This window comes from Protofrankia sp. CiP1_Cm_nod1, assembly GCF_920888515.1.
Lineage (GTDB): Bacteria > Actinomycetota > Actinomycetes > Frankiales > Frankiaceae > Protofrankia.
Window position 1 is genome coordinate 2,194 of record NZ_CAKKTM010000175.1, and the last position, 5,632, is coordinate 7,825.

The 5,632-nt window shown below is 73.0% G+C and carries 3 protein-coding genes; 1 reads left to right on the forward strand and 2 read right to left on the reverse strand.

Annotation, left to right across the window (positions count from 1 at the left end; translation table 11 throughout):
- Positions 1–1,535 (forward strand): hypothetical protein (locus NBX02_RS08350; RefSeq protein ID WP_250290761.1); only part of this gene is annotated, 1,535 nt, incomplete at its 5' end.
- A 158-nt stretch (positions 1,536–1,693) separates the two neighbouring features.
- On the opposite strand, the gene NBX02_RS08355 is transcribed toward NBX02_RS08350, so the two are convergent.
- On the reverse strand, positions 1,694–2,977 hold the full coding sequence (locus NBX02_RS08355) for an L-2-hydroxyglutarate oxidase (RefSeq protein ID WP_250282657.1): 1,284 nt from the start codon (positions 2,975–2,977) through the stop codon (positions 1,694–1,696).
- A 297-nt stretch (positions 2,978–3,274) separates the two neighbouring features.
- On the reverse strand, positions 3,275–5,107 hold the full coding sequence (locus NBX02_RS08360; RefSeq protein ID WP_250282655.1) for a glycoside hydrolase family 15 protein: 1,833 nt from the start codon (positions 5,105–5,107) through the stop codon (positions 3,275–3,277).
- Positions 5,108–5,632: the final 525 nt, after the last annotated feature.

Consider the following 5,632-nt stretch of genomic DNA (forward strand, 5'->3'; position numbering starts at 1 on the left):
CCCCGGTCGGCCGGAGCCGGGTGACCGTCATCGGGCAGAAACGGGAGGAAGACGTGTCCGAGCAGGAACCGAGCCCGCGGGGACGCTCGGCGGTCGAGCCTGTGGCGGACGCGGGTCCCCCTGGCCGGAGGCGGCGCGATGATGCTTTTTTCGCGTTGCCGGAGGCCCGGATCCGCGGGTCGCTGTCCGGCCGGAGGCGACGCGATCATGCTTCTTTCGCGTTGCCGGAGGCTCGGGACTCCGGGCCGGTGCGTGGCCGAGGGCAGCACGATGATCCTCTTTTCGGGCCTGGTGCCACTGCCGGGGCTGGGCCGCCGGCCGGATCCCGGCTGCGGGAGCCGATCGAGGCGGCCCAGGAGCCGGAGGAGCAGATCTGGCGCTCCGAGGAGCAGCTCTGGGGGCCGCCTCCCGGGCAGGCCCGGGAGGATCAGGCCCGTGCGGTGTCCAGCACGGATCTGTCCAAGGGCCGGATGAGCGGCCCAGCCGGCGGTGCCGGCTCGCGGCCCCGGCCGACCGGTGGGGATGGCCGGAACAACACGGATGACGCGGACGACGCGGACGACGCGGACGACGCGGACGACGCGGACGACGTGGATGACACGGATAGCACGGATAGCACGGATAGCACGGACAGCACGGACAGCACGGATAGCACGGACGGCGCGGACGGCGTGGACGGCGCGGACGGCGAGTCGGAGCGGCTGCGCCGGTGGCGTGCCGAACGGCGTGCGGCGCACGCGCTGACGGCTGACCCGCGGTGGGCCCGGCCGCCCGGTGGCCATGGACCGGGTGCCGGGGGCGCGGACAGCGGCGGCCGGGATACCGGCGGTGGCGAGGCCTCCGATGCGGCCGCTCCCGGCACACCGTCGGCGTCCGGCGCCTCGTGGCCGCCTCCCGCCGCGGGCCGTGCCGCGGACGCCCCGGGTGAGGCCGGGCCGTCGGGTGCTGGCACCGGGCCGGACTTCCTGTGGGGCGCCCCGATCGGCGCTCGTCCGGGGGAGGCGGCCGGTGGGCCCGCGGACGGCACGGGCACCACGGCAGGCGAACCCGCGGGTGCCGGGGAGCGGCTGGTGGGGCTGCTGGGGGGCCTGCTCGTGCTGGTCGCCGGTGCCGCGGCCGTCGTCGGTTCGGTCATGACCTGGGCGACCATCACCGCCTTCGACGTCATGGAGCTCCCGCTGCGGGGCACCGAGATCGGCCGCTACTACGGTGGGACGACGGCGTTGCTCGGTGTCCTGGCGGTTGTTCTCGGCGGGATGCTCACCGGCCGTGACCGGAAGGGCTGGCGGTGGATCCTCACCGCCGTGATCGGCCTGGCGACCGTCCTGCTCGCCGTGATCGACATGATCCGCCTGCTGCGCGTCGACCGGCTGGGCGACATCGACCTGGACCTTTCGGTCGAGCTGGGGCCAGGCCTGTGGATCACGCTGCTGAGCGGGCTGCTCACTGTCGTCGGCGCGCTGCTGGCCCGGTTTCTGCCCGTAAGGCCGAAGCGGGCCCGTGGCGGGCCCGGCCCCGGCGGGCAGGACAGATGATCGCGAGTGGTGGGCGCGGACGGGGCGCCCGATGCGGGCGGCGGTCGTGGCCGGGCTCATCCCCCAGGCGGTCAGCTCACAGCCGCCAGTACAGGATGTCCCTGCCGTAGCGGCGCTGGTGGCCGGACTGGGCGGTCGGCCGACAGCCGCCGGTACGCTCACGCGGCCGGCTCGGCCACGATCCTGTCCACGATGTGCTCGGCGATGGCCAGGGACGCGGTGGCCGCCGGTGACGGCGCGTTCCGCACGTGCACGATCTTCCCGCGTATCGACAGCACGAAGTCGTCCACCAGTGCGCCGTCGCGCGCGACCGCCTGCGCGCGGACACCGGAGGGCCCCCGGACCACGTCCGCGGCCCGCAGCTGGGGGACGTACCGGCGGGCCTCGGCGATGAACGCACGCCGGCTCGTCGTGTGCAGGATCTCCCGGGCCCCGGTCCGCCAGTGCCGGCGGGCCATCGTCCGGAAGCCCGGCCAGGCGAGTGTCTGACGCAGCTCCGAGCCTCGCACGGTCAGCCCGGTGTAGCCCTCGCGGGCGGTCGCGAGGACCGCGTTCGGACCGACCAGCACGTTCCCGTCCACCTTTCTGGTCAGATGGATGCCGAGGAACGGGTACCGCGGGTCCGGCACCGGGTAGATCAGCCCACGCACGAGGTCACGACGCTCCGGGCGCAGCAGCCAGTAGTCGCCGCGGAACGGGACGATCTGCGGTGAGGGATCCTCGCCGGTGAGCGCGGCGACCTGGTCGGACTGCAGGCCGGCGCAGGCGACTAGCAGGTCGAACGGCCCGGCCGCCGTGGACACGGCCGTGACCGTGCCACCGGCGCGAGACGCGGTCGCGTGCGTGCCGTTGGGCGGCACCCGGACGTTCCCCCGGACCCGCAGGCCCAGGTGGACGCCGTCGGGGCGCTCCTCGACGGTGACGACCTCGCTGCCGGTGCGCACCGTGCCGCCGGCGTCCTGGACGCTGTCCCGCAGCCGGCGGGCCACCGCCTGGTAGTCGACGATCGCGGTCGTGGGGGAGTGCAGCGCGGCCACCCCGCGGGCGTGCGGTTCGTAGCGGCGCAGGTCGTGCCCGTCCAGCATGGTGGTGTCCGGGACGCCGTTGGCCTGTGCCCGGCGCGCGATGTCGGCGAGCCTGCCCAGCTCGCTGTCGTCGACCGCGACCACGACCTTGCCGCACTCGTCGTAGCGGATGCCGTGCGTGGCGCAGTACTCCCTGAGCAGTACCACGCCCCGTCGGCACAGGGTTGCCTTCAGTGATCCCGGCTGGTAGTACAGCCCGGCGTGGACGACTCCGCTGTTGTGTCCGCTCTGGTGGCGGGCGACGTCATGCTCCTTCTCGAAGACCGTCACCGTGGCGGCGGGATCGACCTGCCCGATCCGCCGGGCCACCGCGAGCCCGAGAATACCGCCGCCGATCACCGCGACCCGACCCGCCACGCGTCCCGCTCCTGGTTCCTGGATGCCATGGTTTCCGTGCGCGCAGGGAGCGCGGGAAGAGCTGTGGTCGCGCACCTGTCCGTCGGCGATGTTACGGGACCGGCGGGCACGCGACGCAGACGAATGATCCCCTCCCTCTCTGTCCTCGCCCCTCTCTGTCCTCGCCCCTCTCCGTATCGTCCGCTCGCCCGCCGCCTTCGTCTTCCCGGTCTTCCCGGTCGCTTCGGCACGGGTGGCGGATGGCGGATGACGGACGGCGGGGCGGCCGGCGGATGATCGGGAGGCCGGGCCGGGGAGTCAGCCGAAGAAGTGGCCCGGCGGATAGGCCCGGTCGGTGCGCGAGCGCGGCCGGCCGCGCAGGGCGTCGGTCAGCGTCCGGGCGGTGTTGACCAGCGGGACGTGGCTGAACGCCTGCGGGAAGTTGCCGACCAGCCGGCCGAGGCGGGGGTCGTACTCCTCCGCCAGCAGCCCCACGTCGTTACGCAGCGCAAGCAGCCGCTCGAACAGTTCCTGGGCCTCGCGCACCCGTCCTGACAGGGCGTAGTTGTCGGCGAGCCAGAAGGTGCAGGCGAGGAAGGCGCCCTCACCGGCGGGCAGGCCGTCGACCGCGCCGTCCGCCGCGGTCGGGTAGCGCAGCACGAAGCCGTCCTGGACGAGTTCGCGCTCGATGGCGGCCACCGTGCCGACGGCGCGCGGATCCGTCGCCGGCAGGAAGCCGACGAGCGGGATGTTCAGCAGGGCCGCGTCCAGTTCGGTGGAGCCGTAGAACTGGGTGAAGGTGTTGCGGGCGGGGTCGAAGCCGCGGGCGCAGACCTCGTTGTGGATCTCGGCCCGCAGCGCCGTCCAGCGGTCCAGCGGGCCAGGCAGCCCCCACTCGGTGATGCCCTTGACGGCCCGGTCCACCGCCACCCAGGCCATCACCTTGGAATGGACGAAGTCCCGGCGTGGCCCGCGGACCTCCCAGATGCCCTCGTCGGGCTTGCGCCACCCGGTCTCCAGGAACTCCATCAGCTTGCTCTGCAGCGCCCACGAGTCGTCCTGGCCGTCGACGTCGGTGGCCATCCGGGCGACGTGCAGCGCGTCGAGCACCTCGCCGTAGACGTCCAGCTGGAACTGGTCGACAGCGCCGTTGCCGACCCGGACGGGAGCGGAGCCCTCGTAGCCGGGCAGCCACGGGATCTCGTACTCGGGCAGCCGGCGCTCGCCGCCGACGCCGTACATGATCTGGACCTGCGAGGGGTCGCCGGCCACCGCCCGCAGCAGCCACTCCCGCCAGGCCGTGGCCTCGCTGGTGAACCCGGCGTCGAGCAGGGCGAGCAGGGTGATGGTGGCGTCCCGCAGCCAGCAGTAGCGGTAGTCCCAGTTGCGGACCCCGCCGATCATCTCCGGCAGGGAGGTCGTGACCGCCGCGACGATGCCGCCGGTCGGCGCGTACGTCAGCGCCTTGAGGGTGATCAGGGACCGGCGGACGGCGTCCTGCCACTGCCCGTCGTAGGTGCAGCCGGCCATCCAGTCCGCCCACCACGACTCGGTCAGGTCGATCGCCCGGCGGACGTCGATGCGGGCGTGGGTCGGGCGGTGCGAGGGGCACCAGGCCAGGGAGAACGGCACGGACTGCCCGGCGGAGACCGTGAACTGCGCGTGGGTGGCCATGTCGTGGCCCTCCATCGGCGCGGTCGTGCGCAGGGTGACCGCGTCGGGGCCGGCGACCGCGACCACCGTGTGCTCGTCGAAACGACGCACCCACGGAACGATCGAGCCGTAGTCGAAGCGGATGCGGGTCTCGCTGCGCATCCGGACCGTGCCTTCGATGCCCTCGACGAGCCGTAGCACCAGGTGCTCGCCGGAGCGCGGGTACATCGCGTCGACGATCCGGACGGTCCCGCTCGCCGTGGTCATGTCGGTTTCGAGGACGAGGGTGTCGCCGCGGTAGCGTCTGCTCACCGCGAGTACCGGATCGACCGGCGCGATCCGCCAGTGACCGGAGTTCTCGTCACCGAGCAGGGCGGCAAAACACGCGGGCGAGTCGAAGCGGGGCAGGCACAACCAGTCGATCGAACCGTCCCTGGAGACCAGCGCGGCCGAATGTGTGTCGCCGATCAGCGCGTAGTCCTCGATGCGGGAGGGCACGGTCTCTCCGGGGTCTCTCGGGGCCCTCCGCCACCACGAACACAGACGATCGCCAGGGACGCCGCCGCGCGGCGCCCCTGGCCCCCCGTGATCGAAACGCATTGGGCCGGCTTGGGTTCAGGTCTGAATGTGACTCTGGGTGTGGTGCTGAGTGTGACTCTGGGTGTGGTGCTGAGTGTGACTCTGGGTGTGGCTCTGAGTGTGACTCTGAGTGTGATGTAGATCGCACGTGTTGGTCGGCGCGAGCGGGAAGAGCGCTTACCCTACGACCTCGCTCGCGGCACTAGGTTGGGGGTGGGCCCGGCCGCGACGGTCGGACTGCGGACACCGGTCGCCGTGCGTCGGCCGGCGCCGTGCCGATCGGCGCCAAGCCGGCCGCAACCGTTGCGGCAGGCCGCCACCGCACCCGAAGGAAGGCCCGTGACCTCGCAGGACGTACCGGACGAAGTGTTGGGCGAGCCAGCGCTGACCGTGGCGGCGCGAGCCGCCGGCCGCCGCCCGCCGCGGCCGGCCGCGGCACGAGCC